At 65.7% G+C, this 21,557-nt stretch carries 18 protein-coding genes; 1 reads left to right on the top strand and 17 read right to left on the bottom strand.

All coding sequences use genetic code 11. The features are described 5' to 3' along the window. Positions 1-16: 16 nt before the first annotated feature. The 11 genes from ACLL97_RS06760 to ACLL97_RS06810 all read right to left on the bottom strand — a co-directional run bounded on the left by ACLL97_RS06760 (position 17) and on the right by ACLL97_RS06810 (position 14,171). Positions 17-1,444: a hypothetical protein gene (locus ACLL97_RS06760; protein ID WP_411279719.1), complete on the bottom strand. Its 1,428-nt coding sequence runs from the start codon at positions 1,442-1,444 to the stop codon at positions 17-19. After that, positions 1,441-2,082 carry a DUF4159 domain-containing protein gene (locus ACLL97_RS06765; RefSeq protein ID WP_411279720.1) on the bottom strand — a complete coding sequence of 214 codons (642 nt, stop codon included), beginning with the start codon at positions 2,080-2,082 and terminating at the stop codon, positions 1,441-1,443. The genes ACLL97_RS06760 and ACLL97_RS06765 overlap by 4 nt, the downstream gene beginning before the upstream one ends. Continuing rightward, the gene (locus tag ACLL97_RS06770; protein ID WP_411279721.1) at positions 2,079-4,280 is read right to left on the bottom strand and encodes a hypothetical protein; all 2,202 of its coding nucleotides are present in this window, start codon (positions 4,278-4,280) and stop codon (positions 2,079-2,081) included. The genes ACLL97_RS06765 and ACLL97_RS06770 overlap by 4 nt, the downstream gene beginning before the upstream one ends. Next, entirely contained in the window at positions 4,277-5,647 is a 1,371-nt protein-coding gene (locus ACLL97_RS06775) for a hypothetical protein (RefSeq protein WP_411279722.1), read from the bottom strand. Before ACLL97_RS06775 ends, ACLL97_RS06770 begins: the two co-directional genes overlap by 4 nt. A 19-nt stretch (positions 5,648-5,666) precedes the next feature. Next, positions 5,667-6,533 carry a DUF58 domain-containing protein gene (locus tag ACLL97_RS06780; protein WP_411279723.1) on the bottom strand — a complete coding sequence of 289 codons (867 nt, stop codon included), beginning with the start codon at positions 6,531-6,533 and terminating at the stop codon, positions 5,667-5,669. 24 nt (positions 6,534-6,557) lie between these two features. Continuing rightward, positions 6,558-7,529, bottom strand: a complete 972-nt coding sequence (locus ACLL97_RS06785) for an AAA family ATPase (protein WP_411279724.1) — start codon at positions 7,527-7,529, stop codon at positions 6,558-6,560. Between the two features lie 23 nt (positions 7,530-7,552). Continuing rightward, the gene (locus ACLL97_RS06790) at positions 7,553-7,891 is read right to left on the bottom strand and encodes a hypothetical protein (RefSeq protein ID WP_411279725.1); all 339 of its coding nucleotides are present in this window, start codon (positions 7,889-7,891) and stop codon (positions 7,553-7,555) included. Then, a complete protein-coding gene (locus ACLL97_RS06795) occupies positions 7,888-8,223 on the bottom strand; it encodes a hypothetical protein (RefSeq protein WP_411279726.1) in 336 nt (111 codons plus the stop codon). Before ACLL97_RS06795 ends, ACLL97_RS06790 begins: the two co-directional genes overlap by 4 nt. Before the next feature lie 48 nt (positions 8,224-8,271). Next, entirely contained in the window at positions 8,272-9,528 is a 1,257-nt protein-coding gene (locus ACLL97_RS06800; protein WP_411279727.1) for a GAF domain-containing protein, read from the bottom strand. Position 9,529: 1 nt separating this feature from the next. Continuing rightward, positions 9,530-10,240 (bottom strand): SDR family oxidoreductase, encoded by a 711-nt coding sequence (locus tag ACLL97_RS06805; protein WP_411279728.1) that lies wholly within the window; start codon positions 10,238-10,240, stop codon positions 9,530-9,532. Between the two features lie 715 nt (positions 10,241-10,955). After that, a complete protein-coding gene (locus ACLL97_RS06810) occupies positions 10,956-14,171 on the bottom strand; it encodes a VPS10 domain-containing protein (protein ID WP_411279729.1) in 3,216 nt (1,071 codons plus the stop codon). Between the two features lie 127 nt (positions 14,172-14,298). On the opposite strand from ACLL97_RS06810, the gene ACLL97_RS06815 reads away from it, so the two are divergent. Then, positions 14,299-14,691: a GxxExxY protein gene (locus ACLL97_RS06815; RefSeq protein WP_411279730.1), complete on the top strand. Its 393-nt coding sequence runs from the start codon at positions 14,299-14,301 to the stop codon at positions 14,689-14,691. A gap of 305 nt (positions 14,692-14,996) precedes the next feature. On the opposite strand, the gene ACLL97_RS06820 is transcribed toward ACLL97_RS06815, so the two are convergent. The 6 genes from ACLL97_RS06820 to ACLL97_RS06845 all read right to left on the bottom strand — a co-directional run bounded on the left by ACLL97_RS06820 (position 14,997) and on the right by ACLL97_RS06845 (position 21,519). Then, positions 14,997-16,343: a glycine--tRNA ligase gene (locus ACLL97_RS06820; RefSeq protein WP_411279731.1), complete on the bottom strand. Its 1,347-nt coding sequence runs from the start codon at positions 16,341-16,343 to the stop codon at positions 14,997-14,999. A gap of 21 nt (positions 16,344-16,364) precedes the next feature. Continuing rightward, positions 16,365-17,378, bottom strand: a complete 1,014-nt coding sequence (locus ACLL97_RS06825) for a YpdA family putative bacillithiol disulfide reductase (RefSeq protein ID WP_411279732.1) — start codon at positions 17,376-17,378, stop codon at positions 16,365-16,367. Beyond that, positions 17,375-18,670: an adenylosuccinate synthase gene (locus ACLL97_RS06830; protein ID WP_411279733.1), complete on the bottom strand. Its 1,296-nt coding sequence runs from the start codon at positions 18,668-18,670 to the stop codon at positions 17,375-17,377. Before ACLL97_RS06830 ends, ACLL97_RS06825 begins: the two co-directional genes overlap by 4 nt. A 76-nt stretch (positions 18,671-18,746) precedes the next feature. Next, a complete protein-coding gene (locus ACLL97_RS06835; protein WP_411279734.1) occupies positions 18,747-19,250 on the bottom strand; it encodes a DUF456 domain-containing protein in 504 nt (167 codons plus the stop codon). A gap of 8 nt (positions 19,251-19,258) precedes the next feature. Continuing rightward, a complete protein-coding gene (locus ACLL97_RS06840; RefSeq protein ID WP_411279735.1) occupies positions 19,259-20,158 on the bottom strand; it encodes a dihydrodipicolinate synthase family protein in 900 nt (299 codons plus the stop codon). 50 nt (positions 20,159-20,208) lie between these two features. Further along, positions 20,209-21,519 (bottom strand): PilT/PilU family type 4a pilus ATPase, encoded by a 1,311-nt coding sequence (locus ACLL97_RS06845; protein ID WP_411279736.1) that lies wholly within the window; start codon positions 21,517-21,519, stop codon positions 20,209-20,211. Between the last annotated feature and the right edge of the window lie 38 nt (positions 21,520-21,557).

A 21,557-nucleotide genomic window follows, 5' to 3' on the forward strand; every position in this document is an offset into this window, starting at 1 on the left:
CCGGACGTGAGAAAACTCATCGATTGCCGCGCAGGCGTCGCGAGGCCCACTCACCCAGCAGCGCCAAAACGATCAACGTGAACAATAGGCCGGGAGTCAGGCGCAGTCGATCCAGCAGCTGGTCGAACGCCGAGCGCCCGCTCGCCGGCGGTGCGGTGGTGCGATCGAACGACACCGGCAGACCGGCGCGGGCGACCAGGTCGGCATACGGGGCAGCATTGCCAGGATAGGCGTCAGCGTGGTCGTCGCTGAGGGGATCGCCCGCCGTGGTCGGCACACCGGCCGCCAGCGTCAGCACGCTGCTCCACCAGCCACGATGCGCAGCGACACCGTCATCGGTCCCTTCCATGCGCCAGCGCCAACTGTTGCGATACGCGCTAGCCACCACCCGCCCGGCGCCGAGCCGCCGCGCGACCAGCACCGGCTCCTCGTGTGCGTGGCCCGAGCCGTCCGACCGCATTACCGTCGCACCGCGATTCGCCACGAGCTCCCAGGCCTCGAGACCGCGCTGCGGAGTATCGGTCAGCAGTGCACCAGCGACCCCACCACGAACCGTCGTCGCGCGCGCGGGGCTGATCGGTGCCAACACTGGAATGCGAAGCGCATCGCCGCCGAGCACCAATCCTCCACCCTGCTGCACGAAGCGACGAAGTGTCGCGGCGTCAACCGCCATGCTGTCGAGCACGACGACCACGGCGTAGCGCGCGGTGTCGAGACGCTCCGGCGAGCCCACGATAATCGATGTGTGCGGCGAGACGCGATAGCGACCGTCCACGTGCCACCCCGATTCCTCGAGGGCCGCCGTGACAAATTTTGATTCCCATCCCGGTTGCGCGATGAGCATCACCCGTCGCGTGAACCCCGGCGCTCGAATGGGGACGCGCGCCTCCGATGCGCCAAGCGACGCCCGCAGTGGCGTCGACACACTGGCCAGCCGCCAGGCCGCCCGACGCGTGTTCGGGATCGAATCGAGCGTACCACCGGCATCGCGCAGGACCAGCGATGCCATCGCGCGTTCGGCCGCCGGAGCGCCGGCCACGCGGACATCGACGGCGCCGGAAGGACCGGCAACGGCCGTCGCCGAGAGTGCAAGACCGGACGCCTGTGTACGATCGATCCAGCGCACGACCACGTCGGCGCCCTTCACGGCGCCAAGCATGGCACGGCCGCGCTGGCTGGGCACGGCAATCATCTCGACACTCACGCCGCGAGGCAGCGAGTCGACGGCCGCGGCAACGAGTTCGCGTACAAGTGTCGTTGTCATGGCCGTCGCGGTGCTGTCGGCAAGTTCGCGCACCGTCCATCGCAGCAGGGTGGCCGGTCGGTCGCGCGGCGCGGCCGATCGGCTGGCGAGATAGAGCGCCGCCGCCAGGCCGAGCAGCGCGACGGTTCGCAGCGCGCGTTCGAGCATCGACCGCACGCGGTTCGCTGTCGTCGCCGTCATCGGGTGAGTGCGTAGACCACCAGATTCACTGCAAACTTGGTATTGTCGACGGACAGAAAGCGTTTGTTGTCGGGGTGGAAGCTCCACTCCGAGCTGTAGTCTTTGCTGCTGTACAACACGGAAATGCGGCCATTGCGCAACACCGCGTGGAGCTGCTCGTGCACGAGGTTGTCACCCCACCCGTTCATCTCGTGCGACGTGGTGGGCGGCCCGTTCTCGAAGACGAAGAAGCTTCGATAGAGCTCGTGCGTATTCGGCAGCAGCACCAGTGGACCGGCCACCCGCCGGATCTCTTCACCCACCGTCTTGTGAAAAGCGCCATCCACATCGTGGTTGTGATCGTCCACGAAAAGCAATCCACCGCGCACGAGATACTGGCGTAGAACAGCGGCCTCACGCGTCGTGAAGCGCACCGGAAGATGGCCCGTGAGAAAGAGCAACGGATACGCGAATACGGCCTCCGACGACACCGGCACGGTCACGCCCTGCGGCCGCACCGGCAGCGACGTATAGCGCGCAATTGAATCGATCACGTTGGCGGGAAGCATCGGCGCCGAATCCCAGTCACCCGACGCGTACTGCGCCGTCGCAAACACGAACGGCTCCGTGCGCGTGACGTCGTTCATCGCCGCGTTCATCGCGGTACACCGCGTGACCACGGGCCAGCATCGGTGCGAACAACACCGCCCAGCACTCGACGGGCACGCATGAAAGGCTCAGTGGCGTCCCCATCGCGGCCCAGCGCATCAAGTACCGCACCGACGGCCGCGGCAAAGGCCGGCGAATCACCGAGCGCCTCCACGCGCAGCACGGCGAGCGAATCGCGAGCGGCCAACAGGTTGCCCACCACCAACTGCGCGGCAACAACCAAGCGGGCCGCGCGCCGCGCCGCACGCGGCGGCAGCGCCTCGCGCTCGCGACGAGGGTTCGTGGTACCGGTGTCCTTGCCGGCAAGTCGCACCTTGGCAAGGTCGACAATCACCGTGGGCGGTTTACCGCGCAGATACAGCCGTTCGGCCGAACGCGCCCGTTCTATGGCCGCCAAGGCGAGGCGCATGTGCGGAATGGCCGCCTTCGGAACGCCCTGCTCGAGCTCACGACCAGCGTCCCACATGGCGTTGTACGCTTCCAACAGCGGTTGATTGATCGCGATGATCGGCGAATCGTCGCCTTCCGCGAGCACGCCGCCGGCATTCCCCCCAGACAGCGCCAGCTTGCCCTGTTGCTGCTCCACGCCGTGATCGTGCCCGTCGCCCACCGTGTGCGAGTGCTCGCCACTCACGTCACCGCTCAATCGCTGAAACACGACATCGCCAACTGCCTGCCGCAATCGCGCCTGATCGCGCCCGATCTTGCTCGACTCGTTCATCAGCGTCGTGCGCTCCAGCATAGGTCGCTGCTTTTCGAGCTTTTCGGTCAACAGCAACAGCATGCGCTGACTGAGCAACGAGTTATCGACATCGGGTGGCGGCGCGGGCTCGACCGCCACCGAGTCGTACTCGGCGGCACGCGCGATACGGAACGAACGCGTCTCACTACTGCCGTACTCACGGTTCGACGACGGATGCGCATCGCGCGCGATCGCGCGTAGATGGACGATGTCACCTGAGACCAGCTTGAGCGCGGCGATATCCATCGTGGCGCGAATCGTTCCCGCCCTGTCGCCGGCAAAGGTACCGGCACCCAGCTGCACCGTGCGCGCCGTGAAGCGCTCACCCTCGCCCGAGCTCACGATAAGCTCGAAGCGCGCATTCGCGAGTCCGATATCGTCGCGTACGTCGGCCACTAACGCAAGCGCCCCCTCGGGCCGACGGAAGACGCTGTCGCGAGCCGGCCGCCGTAGCACCACGGCCGGTATCGAGTCGGCACGCCCTTCGATAACCAGCAACCGTGCGCGACCGCCGCGGGTGAGCTGAATGGTGACCGGACCGGCCGTCGCCACGGTCTGCACCTGCCAATCATCGCCCGTCGCCGTGGAGCGCAGGGCGCGCGCGCGACGTGCCGTCGGCAGCGCGTCGGCGGCGTCACCAACGATACGCTCGATCACCTGGTCGGGAACCGGCCCGGTACCGTGCAGCTGTACCGAGCTGCCACTCACAGCCGCGATGCTTTGTACGTCCCCGAACAGCTGCGGAGCCCGACGCATATATGTCGGTGCTTCAACGCGCACGTGCCACGCGCCGAGGGGCGGGATGGGCGTGGCGATGGCGCTGCCGCCATTCATGACGCGAAATACGCGGACTGCCTGGCTGTTGGCGCTGGAGCGTACGAGCGCGCCGACCACCAGCACAGCGAGCGCGCCCGCGGCGAATAGCGCGGGCCCGAGCAACTGATTCCTTGCCGAACGCCGCAACGCACGGGGCACATCCGTGCGCGACAGTACCGAACTCGCCGAGGCCCGCCACTGCGGACTCGGCGCCATCGCGAGCACCGACGGGTTGGCGGTGGACGCATCGGCCGACGACGCAGCGACACTGGAAGATCGCAGTCCGACGAGCGCCTCGATCAGTGTCACCAACGCGAAGCTTGCGAGACGCCCGTCGGCATCGCGTTCTTCAATCCACAGCGCCGCGCGAACATCGTTGATGTCACGCGTGCGGCGTCGCGCCAGCAGCCAAGCCACCAGAAGCAGCCCAAAGAGAACGATTCCAAGCGCGATACCGACACTACGTCCTGCCGCGAACGGCTCACGACCTCGCGCCAACCGTACAACGTCAACCACCAGCCAGGCCGACAGCGCCACGCCACATGCGAGCAACGTCGCCCGCGCATACACCAATCGCGCGAGCGCACGGCGAACGCCGGACACCGCATCGAGGAGCATCGAATCGTTCATGATGTCGTCGCGCCTGCCGACGCGCCCGTCGCTGCCGACTCACGTCGAACGAGTTGCTCCGCCAGCAGCGCCACCAGTGCGAGTACCAGCAGCACCGTCGCCAACCACTGGGGTCGCGTGGCGCGCGACAGCGCGCCGGCCTCGCGAAAATGACTGGCCGATGCATACCCATTCGCATTCGAACCTCGTGCGACGACATCCGGCCGCCGCATCGCTGCGGTTGCGTTCTCGCGCGGTGCTGGAATACCGCGCTCACCGCACGGGGCTCGCAGCGCGCGCAGCAGCCCATCAGCTGCCGGCGAGAGCAACAGGTCACTGCCCTCCGCCACGGCGAGCGCGACCTCGCGCACACACGACGAACCGCGCGTTCGCTCGACCGCGGCCGCCACGCCATCGCTCCACCACGCAATCGCCCGCACGCTGTCCGAGAGCACAGGCGGCAATGCGGTGCGCGCCCAGGGTGCCACCAACGCGACTCCGGCGGCGGTCACGGCACCAACGGAGTCCATCACCGTCGCCGCCTGCCAGCCAATGGGCACTCCACTCACCGGCCAGTGCACGACGACACCCGCACGTTCCACACCGCCGGCGCCACCGCGCTGTACGACGACGGCACCGTCGATTGTGGAGCCTCGTGGCGCGATCGCGCCGCGCAACGCGAACGCGGCTTCCACTGCGTCCAGTCCGCTTGACGGTCCTATCACCGGACGAGCACCAACCACCCGGACCATCCCCGGAGCCGTCGGCAGCACCGCGCGCGTATCGGACGCGGTGGCGTGCCCATACGGCAACATGCGAATACTCGCCGGCCACTGGCCACGCCATGCATCCCAGCCTTCGCGTGAACGCACGAACTCCGGCATTGCCACCGCGAGTGACAGTGCGGCCAATCTCCGATTCGCCTTCACTTGGTGCGCCGATTCACGGATCGCCGCCACGATCGCGACCCCCGGATCAGTCGCGACGCCATTCACCCACAGCACGGTCGGCGGCGCTGCATCGGAAACATCCGCGACGTCGGTCGCCGCGCTCGCCCTCACCGCGCGCGCGACCACTGCGATAGAGTCCGCACGGAGCGTCTCATCGAGTACGATGATCGACGAGTGCGTGGCGCCTGACTGAACGCATCGCGCACCCGCCAGTGCGCCGCCGGCCGCCAGCAACGCGATCACGCGTAAGACCAGCAACGGAACGTCACTCGGCTTCGCCTGACGCGCAACGGCGCGCGCATCGCGCTCCGGAACAAATCGTGCTGTGGGCAACAGCAGGATGCGCGGCTGTCGCACCGAAAGAAAGTGCAGTGCGGTGATCGCCAGCGCGGCGGCCACCGCGACGCCAAAGATCCACGGAATCGCGAACCCGATCATGACGTGATCCTGCAGAGACTCACGAGAGTCCGAGCCCCGCTACGATGGCACGCACGGCGCGCGCCGGCGCCACGTCGGTCGACACCTCCGTGTAGCCCGCGCCGAGCGCGCGCCATTGATCGCGCACCTGCGCCCGGAATGCCTCGAAGCGTGTGGCGTAGGCGCTCCGCACATCGGTGCTGGTGACTCGCCACACGGCGATATCTTCCGGATCCTGCGCCCGAAAGATCCCCTCAGGTAGCGCGAGCTCCTCGCGCGCCACGATGTGCACGCATTCGAGCATCGCGCCGCCAGCCGCCAGCGCCGAGGCAGTCCTGATCGTCGTCTCGTGATCGCCCAGGCAATCGGTCACCAGCACGCAGCGCGCGGCCACCGGCATCTGCATCAGCGGCGACGACAGCACATTCGTACCACCGGCACGCAGCGCATCCAGCGAACGTGCGATCTCGCGCACGGTTCCACGCCGTGTGCGCGGCGGCAGGCGTAACACGCCGTCGGCGTGCAACGCCAGCACGCCGACCGGATCACCCGACGCGTGCGCGACCGCGGCCAGTCCGACGGCCACGGCGCACGCCATCCGCCACTTGCTCAACCCACCCGTTTCGGGGAAGTCCATGCTGGCACTCCCGTCGAGCACGAACCACGTGGGTAGCAACGCACGGTCGTCGCTCAGCCGCACGAAGGCGCGATCGCTGCGCGCGAGCAGTTTCCAGTCGAGCGCGCGCGGATCATCACCCTGGCGGTACAGTCGATACTCCGTGAACTCCCCCGCCGTTCCGCGCTGTCGCGAGCGGTGGGCACCTGATGGCGCCGCCGCGACGGCACGGCGTGCCGGCCAGCGCACTCCGCGCAGGGCATCGAGCAGCGGTCCGTAATCCCCGCTCATCGGGCGGTCATCGCTGCCGCGCGATCAGGCTGGCAGCGCGCTGCCTGGCGCTGCCACGTGCGACAACAGCGCCTCGATGATCGGTTCCGCCGATACGCCGTCCGCCTCGGCCGCGAAGTTCGGCAGAATACGATGGCGCAGCACCGGCATCGCGACACGCTGGATGTCCGCGGGCGAAACAACCGCCCGTCCGGCCAAGAGCGCCGAGGCCTTCGCCCCGAGAATCAGCGCCTGCCCCGCACGTGGTCCGGCGCCCCATCGAACGTACTGACGCACGATGTCCGGAGCCGTAGCCTCCTGCGGGCGCGTGGCCCGCACGAGCTTGGCCGCATAGGTGAGCACCAGCTCACTGCATGGCAGTTCACGCACGAGGCGCTGCAATGCCAACGCATCCTCGGCGGAGAACACGGCTTCGATCGGCGCGCCTCGTTTGCCGGTGGTCGTGCGCAGAATCGCAATCTCTTCGGCCTCGGTGGGATACCCTACACGGATGTCGAACAAAAACCGGTCCAGCTGCGCTTCCGGCAGCGGATACGTCCCTTCCTGTTCGATCGGATTCTGGGTGGCGAGTACGAAGAACGGTTCCGGCAGCTTCATGGTTTTGCCGGCGGCCGTGACGCTGTGCTCCTGCATGGCTTCCAGTAGCGCCGCTTGGGTACGTGGAGGCGCGCGATTGATCTCGTCGGCGAGCACGATATTCGCAAACACTGGACCGTGCACGAACCGAAACGTGCGTGAACCGCCGCCGCTCTCTTCCAGAATTTCCGTGCCCGTGATGTCGCTCGGCACGAGATCGGGCGTGAACTGAATGCGGCGAAACTCGAGCTGCATGGCGTTCGAAAGCGACTTGATCATCAGCGTTTTCGCGAGCCCTGGCACGCCAACGAGCAGGGCGTGACCACCGGCCACCAGCGCCATCAGAATTTCATCGACCACCGCATCCTGTCCTACGATGCGCTTGGCGATCTCGCCACGCAGCCGCTGAACGGCCGCCATCAACGACTCAGGCGACCGTTCGCTCACCGAACCGGCCGACGCCGACGCGACGTGACGAACAACGTCGACGCATCACGCGCGCCCGTCGACTGCAATGACTGCGCCTCGTTCGGCACGTCGGCGCCATACAGCTTCACCACATAGCTGTCGATCTGCTCGACGTCAGGGAGCAGGAGTGCCATAGCGGCCTGCTTCACATCGCGCACCGGCGTTTCCGGTGTTGCTTCGACCCGCACCGCATCCCACACCTCGGCCGCCTGCACCCGCACGGTCCACAGTACCGGTGCCTGCTCACTCGCGAGGCGGATGATCTCCGGCCGTACGCGGAGCGAATTCACGAAGTGCGTCGTGCTCACCGTCATGCCACACGCTCCGGCAACGCCGCCGCGGCGGCGGCGACCAGCACTGGCAGCACGGGCGCCGGTGGTAGAGAATCGAGAAAGCGCGCCACTTGCTGATCGAACATGTACGTCGAACCAGATACCGCCGTTCCGGCGTCCGTGAGGCGCGCCGCGATCACCAGCTCTTCGCCACCCTGCCCGCGGAGCACGAGGTGCGAGGGACCCTGCTTTTCGATGAACGCCGCGTACACGCCACTTCGGCGCGTGAAATAGCGCGCCGCCAACGCGATGACCTCCGCGATGGGCAGCGACGTGAGACGATCCTGCAACTGGCGATTTGACTGCTGGTGCATACGGGCGATCCGGAGTGAACAGGAGAACAGACAGACGACGACCGCGTGTCAGAGATCTGCTTCGACGGGAAAGACCAACGTCCATCCGCCCTCGGCCTCGGACCCACTGGCCGATTCTTCGACACGCATCTGGCCACCAAGACGTCCCGCGAGGACGGTGGCCAGCGGCTGATCGAGCGCCGTCACCGCCCCGCGCACGCCCGCAAACGGGTCATGCCCCAGACGACGAGGTATGTCCTGAAGTATACGTGGAGTCGCCGAAGGAGGTTGATCCGCAGCGTCAACCGTCGAGGCGTCGCGCCACCCCACCTGGAGGGCGATAAAGCCACGTCCCAGTCGCACCCCCGTATTCACCGTCCCGCCCTCGAGACACGCCGACCGTACCGCGAGCCCCACCACGAGTTCCAGAAGACGGGACAGCCAGTGAAGGTCACCACGGATCATTGGCAGGAGGACCGTCGGCTCATCCACATGGATGGGCACCATGGGCGCACGTGCCCTCCAAAGGGCGACCGCTGAGAGCAGCGGCTCGCGCGGGTCCACATCCGCCGCCGCTGCCGTGAAATCATCGCGGGTGACCACGTCGTAATCCCGGGCCGCCACCGCCAGCGCGTGCACCGCGGACAGCCGAAGCGCGGCGTCGCTGGTGTCGTCGGGCGAGGCCAACGCGAGTAGCGCCGTCACCACGCCGTGCACCGTCTGGTCGCGCGCGCGCTCGGCGTTGTTCCATACTGCCGCCTGTCGCTCGAGCTGCGCATTCGCCTCGGCCAGCGCCGCGTTCGCGCGGCGCAAGGCATCGGTGCGACGTGATTTGTCCGTCGCCGCGGCCAGCTGATCGGCCACCACCCGCACCAGCGCACGCTGCTCGTCGCGAACGTGCGTGGCGTCGGCGAAATAGAATGCGACGGCGCCGATCGGTCCGTCTGCGGTTTCCATCGGTGCTGCGATGATCGATCGAAATCCGAGCTCTTCAGCAACATCGTGCCATACACCGAGCGACTCATCGGCGAAAAGATCTGCAACTTCCACCAACCGTCGTTCGGCGACCGCGACACCACTGGGTCCGTCGCCAACGCGCACGCGCAGTGCGCCGATCCAGTGACGATGCTTCGCCGGCCATTCGTGCTGCGCCACCGGCCGCAGTAACTCGCCGTCATCGCCGAGTTCCATCACCAACGAAAACGTGGCACCGAGAATCGGCGTCACCCGATCGAGCGCGAACTGTTGCACGTCACTCGGACGATCAGCCAGCAGAAAGGCGTGCGCGATTTCGCGCACCGCCAGCAATTCGCGCGCGTCACTCACGTCAAGACGCTCGCGGGCGCTTGGGCGAGAGCGGCCGCACCTCGAGCCGATGCACGAGCATATGCGGGGGAGCCTCGATCGCGAATCCGACGGCGTCGGCCACGTTGCTGGGCTCGAGCATCCACGTGCGATTCGTGCCGGCGGGGAACAGGTCGGTATCCACCGAGCCCGGAGTGATCACCGACACGCCGACACCGGAATCACGGACTTCCAGCATCAGCGACTCCGCGAAGCCCATCACGAAATGCTTGGTGCCGGTGTAGCACGTGCCGCCGACGAATGTGTTGCGGCCTGCCGTGCTGCCGATGATGCACACGTGGCCGTGACCACGCGCCACCATGCCGGGCAGCACCGCGCGTGTGACGTGATAGAGCGCGTTCACATTGACGTCCACCTGCCGATGCCACTCCTCAGCAGTCATTTCGAGAAACGGCTTCATGACGGCAACACCCGCGTTGTTGACCAGCACGTCAACGTGCAGTCCGGTGAGTCGCTGCGCCGTGACCAGCGCGTTCCGCACATCGGTCGAGATGCACTGCACGGACGCGCCACGTGCCTCGCACTCACTGGCGACCGCCGCCAACAGCGACTCGTCGCGTGCCACGAGAATCAGATCGTGCCTTGGCGCGAGCCGGAGCGCGATGGCATGCCCGATACCTCGCGACGCGCCGGTGATGAGCGCCACGGGACGGGGGTTGGCAGAGGGTGTCATCTTCGAAAGCTACGCACGAACTGCGCACAGGAAAGCCACCTTGCGGAGGAACGCCAAGACACGACCGTGACCAAACCGTCGCCGCCACGCGACCCCCCCATCGCCGTTCCGTGGCCGAGTCCTCGTAAACTTTGCCACTTGAGCCTGCCGGCATTCGGCCGACTGGCCGGCCTCTCGGTCTATGCCCGTGCTAACTAACGGCGGCCGTACCACGCGGCATGAATCTGCCGCAGTGCCAATGATTCATTGAGTGCAAATCGACGGGCCCCGTGCCGGCATAACATCGCCGTCCGGGGCCCGTCTTCCTTGATGAACCCGTCGCGACACGGCTGATGATCGACGGATCTTCGTCAAGCCGACGCGTCTTCAGGCGAGTGTTTCATGCGCCGCGCAGTCTTTCTCGCCGCACTACTCGCCTCGCTTTCGTACCGCGATCCCAGTTGGAGGGCGCAGGTCACCTCGGCTTGAGTCTTCGCTTCGTCGGCGGCGTCCTGACACACGATCAAGCCGCACGTGTACGCGGTGCCGCTGGCTAATGAATCGACGACAGCCGGCAATGGCATCGACAGCGCCCGCTCGCCCTCACCGCGCACGAATGCCGGATGGCGCACGGCGAGTCAGCCCTGCATAGCGTTCGCCACGCGAGTGCGCATGCTCGGCCCGCACCCGGTGCTCAGCGCGATGGCGCTGAGCACCGACACCATCAGGCCCGTCTTCACGGTGTCGCTGTGCATCCGGCGACCACCATGCACTTCGGATCGAGCGCCGGCAAATTGAGCCGCTTCAGCTCGGCGTTCACGGCCACGAGATCGACCTTCCAGACCGTCTCGAGTTTCGTGGTATAGCCACCGAGTTCCTTGGTAAGGATGCCCAGGATCTCCGGCATGTACGTGCCCGGCGGGCCGTCACCGCGCTCGGACATCGACAGCAGGTTCGCGAGACGGTTGTTCACGCGGATCGGATAGTTGAGCGGGTCCTGGCCACTCTGATTCTTCACCTGATAGACCTGCTCTTCCACCGCCGATGCGTTGGTCGTGAGCGCGCCACCCTTCTCCGCCAGCGCCGCGTCCTGACTGCGCGTGAGGCGGTCGGCCAGCTGTTCTTTCACGCGGCGAATCTCGATTACCGCCTTCTGCGCTTCGTTCGTCTTGTCACGCACCTGCTTGCCGAATGCATACTGCGCGCGGAGGTCGGCATCGCTGACTTCGGGCAACAGGGGGCTGCGCGTGATGGTCATCGGCGCGGTCAACGTCTTGCCGTCGGCCGCCAAACGCACCGTGTAGCGACCTGGCGGAAGCGCTGGGCCAGCGGTACCGGCGCCCCAGAGAATCATCCCCGGGAAACTCTCGATACCCGTGGCACGCATGTCGTACGTGACGCGCGACAGTCCAGCGGTCAGCGGGAACGATGACGACGTGCCACGACGGCGACCTGGACCGGCGGCCGCGGCGGTCGACGCGGTATCACCCGTGAGTTCACGCAGCACGGCGCCCGTGGAATCCAGAATCGACAACGTCGCACGCTTCGGCGCCGCCTTGAACATCCAGCTCATCGGCACACCGGCGCTCGAGCGGATGCCGACCGGCGGCGCGAACAGGTGCGCATCAGCCGTCAGCATCGCCGGCGTAGCCTGACGCAGTGGCGCCACGTTGTCGAGCACCCAAAAGCCGCGGCCGTGCGTCGCGATCACGAGATCGTTCGCTTCCACCACCAGATCCGCGATCGGCGTGTCGGGCATGTTGAGCTTGAGGCTCTGCCAGTTGGCACCGTCATCGTACGAGAGGTAGACACCGTGCTGCGTGGCCGCGTAGAGCAGTCCTCGGCGCGTCGGATCTTCGCGGACCGCGTGGACATAGTCTTCGGCGCCAAGTCCGTTCACGATCTTCGCCCACGTCTTGCCGAAGTCGGTCGTGCGGAAGATGTACGGCGCGCGATCGTTCAGCAACGGACGACGCACCGACATGTACATCGTGCCCGCATCGAACGCCGACGCGTCGATCTGCGACACGCGACCGAAATCCGGCATGTCCTTGGGGGTCACATTCGTCCACGTCAGACCGCCGTTGCGCGTGATGTGGACGAGACCGTCGTCGGAACCGGTCCAAATCACGTTCACATCTTTCTTGCTCGGCCCGACCGAGAAGATCACGCCGTAAACCTCCGGACCGTTCATATCGCCGGTGATCGGTCCGCCCGACTTCTCCTGAGTTTCCGGGGCGTGACGCGTGAGGTCGCCGCTCAGCACCTTCCACGTGCGGCCACCATCGAGCGTACGCCAGAGTCGCTGCGACGACACGAACAGCATCTTCGGGTTGATCGGCGAGTACAGGATCGGGAATGTCCACTGCCACCGTTCCTTGATGTCCTTCGACGGCTCACCCGAGTAGAACCAGGGATAGGGATTCACTTCGCGCGACAGGCCCGTCTTCTTGTTGAACTTGTCGACATAGCCGCCATTGTTCGTCCCGGCGTAGAAGATGTCCGGATCGAGCGGATCAGCCGCGATGTAGCCGGGCTCACCACCACCCACCTGGTACGACACCGCCATACCGCCCGCCGCCTGCTGCGGACCGTTCGGCCGGCCGACATTCCACTGCGACGGTGTGCACAGCGTGCTGTTGTCCTGCTGCGATCCGCATACGTGATACGGGATGTGCTTGGTCGTGGTGACGTGATACCACTGCTCCGTCGGGAACTCCTGATCAGTCCACGTGCCGCCGGTGTTCGTCGTCACCGCGCCACCGCCGTCGTTGGCGCCGACCAAGTGCGTCGGATCGTTCGGATCGACCCACAGGTCATGGTGGTCGCCGTGCGTACCGTTGCCGATGCTCACAAGCGTCTTGCCCGCGTCAGCCGAGCGAAACAGCGACGTATTCTGCGCGTACACCACGTCGGCGTTCTTGTGATCGGCGAACAGGTGCGTGTAGTAGAACGCGCGTTGACGGATGTTGCGGTCGCTGTTCACCAGCGTCCAGGTGGCACCGGCATCGTCGCTCTTGAACAGGCCTCCATGGTCGTTCTCGATCAACGCGTACACGCGATTCGAGTTCGCCGCGGTCAGCGCGACGCCGATCCGGCCAACGAGACCGGAGGGCAGTCCCTTGTTGCGCGTGATCTCGCTCCACGTCTCACCACCGTCGGTGCTTTTGAACAGTCCCGACCCCGGACCGCCCGACGACATCTGATATTCCTTGCGGTACGCTTCCCACATGGCCGCGTACATCACACGCGGATTATTGCGGTCGAGCGCGATATCGATCGCGCCGGACTTGTCGTCGCGGAACAGTACCTTACGCCACGACTTGCCACCGTCGGTGCTCTTGAATACGCCACGCTCCGCGCTGGGCACGCTGTACTTGCCGAACACGGCGGCGTACACGATGTCGGGGTTCGTAGGATGGATGCGGATCTTCGAGATCGCGTCCACCGTTCTGAAGCCGATATGCGCCCACGTCTTGCCGGCGTCGGTGCTCTTGTAGATGCCGTCGCCGGGCATGATGTTGCCGCGGATCGCCGACTCGCCCATCCCGATGTACACGATGTCAGGATTGCTCTCGCTCACCGCCACCGCGCCGACTGACGCACTCGTGATCTGGCCGTCTGTGACGGGCCCCCAGTTCTCGCCACCGTCGGTGGTCTTCCACAGGCCGCCGCCGGTCGCGCCAAAATACGCCTCGTTCTTCCGACCGACGACGCCACTGGCCGCGATCGAGCGACCGCCACGATCAGGACCGATATTGCGCCACCGAAACGACTTGAGCAGCGTGGAATCGAGCGTCACCGGCGCCAACGGCACCACGCGGGCGGCGGATATCGCCGGCTTGGCCGTCACCTTGGCCGTCACCTTGGCCGGGAGCTTAGCCGGCGGCTGCATGAGCGCCGCCGGAATGGACAGCACCGAGAGGAATAGGAAGGGTCGAAGTAGCAGCATGGTCGGGAATGAGGAGGCGGAGCACCGCGGGGCCGCTCGCATGCGGACGGCACCCCTACGTTGCAGGCTACGTCCTGAGATGGCAACTCGCTGACGACTCCGTGACGGCCCGACCGAATGATCTCGCATGCCACCGATCAATCAGATCACCGCCGACATCATCGACGCGTCGATCCACATCCACGCCGACCTGGGCCCGGGCCTCTTCGAGTCGGCCTACGAGGAGCTGCTCGCCGCCGAGCTCAAACGCCGCGGCCTGCACGTCCAGCGTCAGCTCGTCATCCCGTTCGAGTACAAAGGCACGAAAGTTGACTTCGGCTTCCGCCTCGACCTCTTGGTCGAAGGTCGGGTTCCCGTTGAGCTCAAATGCACCGAACGCCCGGCGCCCATTCACCAGCGACAGCTGCTGACCTATCTCCGGCTCTTGAGGCTGCCGGTGGGCCTTCTCATCAATTTCGGAGGCGAACGCCTCATCGACGGCGTGCAGCGCGTTATGAACGGCTACCTCGACGAGCATTAGCGCCTCGACTCGCCTCGTCGAACCGATCACACAGAGAACAAGAGAACAAGAGAACAAGAGCCTCCTATCCTCTTTTTCTCCTGTTCTCTGTGTGATCGGTTCCGAGAAACACGTCGCACAAAACAGGGACCCCGCCGACTCCGCCGCCAAGGCAGCTCAATATGAACCACGGGTGAAGCGCGCCTCGACTCGCCTCGTCGAACCGATCACACAGAGAACAAGAGAACAAGAGAACAAGAGCCTCCTATCCTCTTTTTCTCCTGTTCTCTGTGTAGTCTGATCCTACGAACGTTGAGAGGCTGATCTCACCCCACCAACTTCGCCGCTAAGTACCCCTTAAGCTGGCTCACGTCCACGCGATCCTGCGCCAGCGTATCGCGATCACGCACCGTGACCGTCTGGTCGGAGGTGCTCTGCCCATCGACCGTAATGCAGAATGGCGTGCCGACTTCGTCCTGACGACGATAGCGCTTGCCGATCGAGCCCGACTCGTCGTAGTCCATCGGGAACACCATCCGCAGGTCGTTCATGAGGTTCTTCGCCATCTCCGGCTGACCGTCCTTCTTGGTGAGCGGGAAGATCGCAGCCTTGATCGGCGCGATGGCCGGATGCAGCCCCAGTACCACGCGGCCTTCGTCCTCGCCTTCCACCGATTCTTCACGGTACGCGTTGACCAGCGCCGCGAGGGTCACGCGGTCGGCGCCGACCGACGTCTCGATCACGTAGGGCACGTAGCGCTTGTTGTTGAGCTGGTCGTAATACTCGAGCTTCTTGCTCGAAAACTGCTGGTGCTGCGTGAGATCGAAGTCGCCACGATTGTGCACGCCTTCGATTTCCTGAAAGCCGAGTGTACCGCCGAAGTCGAACGTCACGTCGAAGGCCGCGCGCGCATAATGCGCGAGCTCACCGGCGCCGTGCTGATGGAACTTCAGACGCTCCGGCGAGAGGCCGAGTGCGAGGTGCCACTCCATGCGGAGCTGCTTCCACTGCTCGAACCACTCCATGTCCGTGCCCGGCGCGACGAAGAACTGCATCTCCATCTGCTCGAACTCGCGCGTGCGGAAAATGAAATTTCCCGGCGTGATCTCGTTGCGGAACGCCTTGCCGATCTGCGCGATGCCGAATGGCACCTTCTGGCGCATGCTCTGCTGTACGTTCAGAAAGTTCACGAAGATGCCCTGCGCCGTTTCCGGGCGCAGATAGACGACGCTCGCGCTCTCCTCGAGCGCGCCCATGTACGTCTTGAACATGAGGTTGAAGTTGCGCGCGTCCGTGAGCTGACAGGCGTCATGCTGGCCCGGCTGCTTGCTCGGCTTCTGGGGGCAGCGCGCGTCTTCCAGTTTGTCGGCGCGGAAACGGCCCTTGCACGTCTTGCAGTCGACGAGCGGGTCCACAAAGCCGGCCACGTGGCCGCTGGCCTCCCACGTGCGGGGGTGCATCAGGATCGCCGCATCGAGCCCTTCGATGTCGTCGCGCGAACGCACCATCGCGTTCCACCAGCGATCCTTGATGTTCTTCTTGAGTTCGACGCCGAGCGGACCGTAGTCCCACACCGAGCCCGTGCCACCGTAGATCTCGGAGGACTGGAAGATGAAGCCGCGTCGCTTGCAGAGCGACACCAGCTTGTCCATCACGTCGGGTTGGGAAGCCATCGGAACCGAAGAGTTGAAAAGTCAGGAAAGGATGTGCCGCACGATCGTGTCACCGTGATCGCGGCCGTTTTCGATGAAAATGCGATTCGCCGACAGTCCCGACGCGATCACTCCCGCAAGGTAGACACCCATGACCGGCGTTGCCATCGTGAGCGGGTTGTGCGCCGGGATGCCACTCACCGGCTCGATGGGTACGCCCACCGCCTCCAGCAGTCCGATTTCCGGCAGATACCCCGTCATCGTGTACACCTGCGTGGCCGGCACGCGCGCCTCACCGTCAGGGCCGACCACCACCACGACATCGGGCTCGATCGCGAGCACGCGACTCTCGTAGTGTGCCTGAATGCTGCCCTCGTGAATGCGCGCCTCGATGTCGGGACGCACCCACGGCTTCACGCCGTTGTCGAGCGTCGCACCCACGTGCACGATGGTCACGTGCGCGCCGGCTCGGTACATATCGAGCGCCGCATCCACCGCCGAGTTACCGCCGCCCACGATGACGACCGGCTCTCGCCACGCCTCGTGCCCTTCCACGTACCCGTGGCGCACATGCGGCAACGACTCACCCGGCACCTGCAGCAAATTCGGACGGCCGAAGTAGCCGGTCGCGATGATCACCGCATGGGCCGCCGTTTCCAGCACTTCACCGCTGCGTTTCACGCTGCGCAACAGCCACTGCGCCGCCCGTTCCGGGGCCGGCTCGCCGGCCGGTGGATCAAATCGCACGGGGCGCATCGATTCCACCGTTTCATACTGCCGCACCGGCACATCATACATCGACGCCACACCACGGTAGTACGCCAGGGCATCACGACGGTTCGGTTTCGGCGCCGCGATCAGGAACGGCACACCGCCGATCGCAATGCGCTCGGCGGTGCTGAAAAACGTCATGTACGTGGGGTAGCTCGCGATGCCGTTCACGAGGCAGCCGCGATCGAACACCGCCACCGACAGTCCGCCACGAATCGCCGCCACGGCCGCCGCCAAGCCGCACGGACCCGCTCCGACGATCGCGACATCCACGAACGTCGTCATGCGACGACCGCGTGAACTCCAATGATCTGGTCGCGACGGGTGCCCACGCTCACATACGCAATGGGCGTTTCACACAACTGCTCGAGACGATCCAGATACGCCCGCGCCGCCGCCGGCAGGTCTTCCAGCTTCCGCGCGTCTTGCGTGGATTGGTTCCAGCCCCGCATCGTCTCGTACACCGGCTCGGCGTGCTCCAACAACTGGAGATCGGCCGGGAATTCGGTGTGCACTTCCCCGTTGATACGATAGCCCGTACACACCATCAACTCGTCGAGCGTATCCAGCACGTCGAGCTTGGTGATCGCCAACGCGGTAAGACCATTCACGCGCGCCGCGTACCGCACGACGACGCCGTCGAACCAACCGCAGCGACGGGCACGGCCCGTCGTGGCACCGAACTCGTGACCGAGGGTGCGGACCTCGGTCTGCAGCGGTTCCGCAAACTCCGTCGGCAGCGGGCCGTGGCCCACGCGCGTCGTGTACGCCTTCACCACGCCGAGCGCGCACTGCAACGACATCGGCGAAATGCCGACGCCGGTGGCCGCACCACCCACCGTCGTGTTGCTCGACGTCACGAACGGATACGTGCCGTGGTCGATGTCGAGCATCGACCCCTGCGCCCCTTCAAGGAGCACCGCCGCACCGCTCTTGATCGCGCGATGCACGCACAGCCCGACATCTTCGGCCAGCCCGAGCAGGCGCGGCGACAACGCGTCAAGCGCGATGATCGTCTCGTCGACCGACGCCCGCAGGTCGGAGCCCGAACGCTCCAGCTGCGCATTGGCCCGCTCCACACCCAAGGTCACGAGCTCACGCAGCCGCGCGGGATTGCGGAGATCGAGCACGCGCACACCGCGTCGCGCCACTTTGTCCTCGTAAGCCGGACCAATGCCGCGACCGGTCGTACCGATGGCCTTGCTGGCCGCGCTCGCCTTGTCCACAAGCTTGTGGTACGGCATGACGAGATGAGCGCGCTCACTCACGTACAGCCGCCCCTCCACGTCCACGCCGTCGGCGATCAGCTCATCGACTTCCGTGAACAACGTCTCCGGATCCATGACCACGCCATTCCCGATAGCACACCGCACCCCGGGGTGCAAAATGCCGCTGGGGATCTGGTGCAGAATGAAGGACTTATCGCCGATGTGCACGGTGTGACCCGCATTGGCGCCGCCCTGATAGCGGACAACCCAATCGGCCTTCTCGGCCAGGACGTCCACCAGCTTGCCCTTCCCTTCATCGCCCCACTGCGCGCCCACCACTACGACGGTGCGCGTCGTCGAATCGAACATGCGTGTCGGTCTCCGGCGGCCCTGCGGCCGCGCACAAAAAACGCCCCGCGGACGATCCGCAGGGCGTTGAGAAAATCTAGCTTCCGACCACCGCCGCCGCCATGACCAACACGGCCACGACGACTCCAATTCCCACTTTCGCGGCGGCGGCGACCACTCGTCCCACCAACGCACCCCGGGCCACCTGTACCGGCGCACCGCGCGCTCCTTTCGACACCGACAGCTCGGCCACCAGCGCCCCCAGGAACGCACCGGCGAAGGCGCCGATGAGTGAACCCACCACCGGCACCGGAATGCCCACCATGGCCCCGACCAGGCCTCCGATGACGGCTCCCCACGACGCCCGGCGCGACCCGCCATACTTCCGGGTGTAACGCGCCGAGATCGTGAATTCGAGCCCCTCGGCCACCACCACCAGCGCGCCCGCGCCCGCCATCGTCCAGAGCCCGATGCCGCCCATCGGCACCAGCACCCAGTGGAGCAGCGCCGCGCCCAGCATCACCCACAATCCGGGCAGGCCGAACGGAATCAGCACGAGTCCGAACGCCAGCGCGACGCCAAGCAGCAGGAAGGTTGCCATACCCCGGACTACGCCGGCAGCAGCCCCGCTGTTTCGAGACGGGCCCGCACGATCGCCTGCTCGGCGGCGCTAGCGACCAGCAGCGGACTCCGCGGTGCACCGCCATGCAGTCCCACCAGGTCTAGTGCTGCCTTGATGCCAGCGGGGCCCATGGCGCCCGCAATGTCGGTCGCCAGCGGCGCCAAGCGCGCCTGCAACGCCGTTGCGCCGTCCACGTCGCCCGCCCGGAAGGCGTCCACCATTTGGCGCACCAATGGACCGGCATACAGCGCGATGGCCAGAATGGCGCCCGCGGCGCCCGCCGCCAGCGCCGGCACCACCGTCGCGCCGCTTCCGGTCAGCACGCGAAAGTGCGGCCCCTGTGACTCGAGATACTGCGTGAACACCGGCATGTTGCCCGCGCTGTCCTTCAGGCCGATCACATTCTCGTGCTGCGCCATCTCGTGCACGAACGCCGGGCTCAGCACCAGATGCGCATACGCCGGCATGTTGTACAACAGCACCGGCAGCGGACTCGCGTCAGCAACCGCGCGGAAATGCGCCAGCAACGCCGGCTCCGTCATCCGCTTCAGGAAGTAGTGCGGCGAAATCACCAACGCCGCCGTCGCGCCCACGGCCTGCGCATCATGCGCCCGCGAAATCGTTTGACGTGTGCTCTCGCTGCCGACACCGGCCAGCAGCCACTGGTCTCCGGACAGCCGCTCGCGGGCCCACGTGAGCAGCTGACGACGATCGGCGTCGTCCAGGAGCGCGGATTCACCACTTGAACCGGCGACGAGTACACCGTCGACACCATGGCCAATGTACGCGTCGATGTTGGACTGGAACGCGGCGCGGTCAAGGTCACCCGTCGCGGTAAAACAGGAGACGGCGGGCACCATAAGCCCACCAAGAGGAGTGTTCGGCATCCGGAAAATCTAATCCGCTGCCAGCCCGCCGGGGTCCGACGCTCGCCGGCTCAGCCCCCGAACAGGCTCTCGAATCCGCTGCCGAACACCGCGTCGTTCCCCAGCGGATTCGGGCTCGACACCGCCGAGTGGCCACTCGGGCTGGTGGCGATCGGCGGCATCGTGGGTCCGGTGCCCAGCGGGTTGGCACCGTAGCCACTTGGCGTCGCCACGGCACCCATGCCTTGTGTGACCGACTTCGTGCTGCCCGTTGGACGCGACGCAATGCCGCGCACACCCGCCGGAGGCGACTCACGGTTCTTGCCCATGCGGAAGGTGAGTTCGAAGTCCGCCGGGTTCGTCGCCGCCGCCTTCGCCACCTCGAACGTCACTTCATTGTCGTTCACCAGTTCGGTGAGATGTTGATCGAATGTCCGCATGCCATACTGTGCGCCATCGGCGATGTAGTCGCGGATTTCGACCACGTTTCCCTCGGCGATCAGATCGCGGATCGTCGACGTCACGATCATCACTTCACACGCCACCACGCGGCCCTGTCCGTTCGCGCGCGGCAGCAGACGCTGCGACACCACCGCATGCAACGACTCGGCGAGACGCCTGCGTACCACGGTCTGCTCGTCGGGCGGGAACATGGCCACGATCCGCATGATGGTGCTCTGTGCATCGGGCGTGTGCAACGTCGAAATCAGCAAGTGACCCGTCTCCGCCGCCTTCATCGCGGTGTCGATCGTTTCCGGATCGCGCATTTCGCCGATCAGAATCACGTCGGGATCCTGACGCAGCGCCGCCCGGAGTCCCATGCGGAAACTCTCGGTATCGATCCCCACTTCACGTTGCGTGACCGAGCTCTTGAGATCGGCGTGAATGAACTCGATCGGATTCTCGAGCGTGAGAATGTGCTTCTCGTACGACGCGTTGATCGCATTCACCAGCGCCGCCATCGTGCTCGACTTGCCGGAACCCGTCACGCCGGTGACCAACACCATGCCGCGCTCCGTATGCGCGATACGATCGAGCACCGGCGGCAACTTGAGCGTCTGAAACGTCGGCACAGTCTCGGGAATCACGCGCATCACGATGGAATGGGCCGCGCGCTGCCGCATGATGTTCACGCGGAACCGTCCCACGCCCGGCGAATGCCACGAGCAGTCATGGTCCTTCAGCGTATCGATCGCGGCGCGGTCGGTATCCGACATCATGAAATGTAAGGCGATCGCGCGCGTCTGTTCCGCGGTGAGCGCCTGCTTGGTCAGCACCACGAGGCGGCCGTCGATGCGCGCACGCACGACGTCGCCCGCCTTGATGTGCACGTCGGACGCACCCCGTTCGACTGCCGCCTTGATGATTCGCTCGATCGCCACGATGCCTGCTTGGAAGAGCTACGGGAGGTGTGCGGCCC

Source organism: Gemmatimonas sp., assembly GCF_046594945.1.
In the GTDB taxonomy this organism is placed as follows: Bacteria; Gemmatimonadota; Gemmatimonadetes; order Gemmatimonadales; family Gemmatimonadaceae; genus Gemmatimonas.